Origin of the sequence: Methylobacterium oryzihabitans (genome assembly GCF_004004555.2) — a bacterium.
Taxonomy (GTDB): domain Bacteria; phylum Pseudomonadota; class Alphaproteobacteria; order Rhizobiales; family Beijerinckiaceae; genus Methylobacterium; species Methylobacterium oryzihabitans.
Window position 1 is genome coordinate 1 of sequence record NZ_SACP01000155.1, and the last position, 448, is coordinate 448.

A 448-nucleotide genomic window follows, 5' to 3' on the forward strand; every position below is an offset into this window, starting at 1 on the left:
GACAACAACCAGACCGGCCAGATGCTGGCTGCGCTGACCGGCTACGCCCAGGGCACCTTCGCCTCCAAGGTGGAAGTCGCCGGCGACAAGCTGAACGTCACCCGTGAAATCGATGGCGGCCTGCAGACCGTGTCGCTGAACCTGCCAGCCATCGTTACCACCGACCTGCGCCTGAACGAGCCACGCTATGCGTCGCTGCCGAACATCATGAAGGCCAAGAAGAAGCCGCTGGAGACCGTTACTCCAGACGCGCTGGGCGTTTCCCTCGCCTCCACCAACAAGACCCTGAAAGTTGAAGCGCCGGCTGCCCGCAGCGCTGGCATCAAGGTCAAGTCGGTGGCCGAACTGGTCGAGAAGCTGAAGAACGAAGCGAAGGTAATCTAAATGACTGTCCTGGTTGTCGCTGACCTTCTACAAGGTCCGGAAAACGGTGCCGTAGCCCCGTCCA

General features: G+C 60.9%; 1 protein-coding gene. It reads left to right on the forward strand.

Annotated features, from left to right (window positions below; translation table 11 throughout):
- On the forward strand, positions 1-384 hold a 384-nt coding region (locus EOE48_RS28830), incomplete at its 5' end, for an electron transfer flavoprotein subunit beta/FixA family protein (RefSeq protein WP_148239832.1).
- Positions 385-448 lie beyond the last annotated feature (64 nt).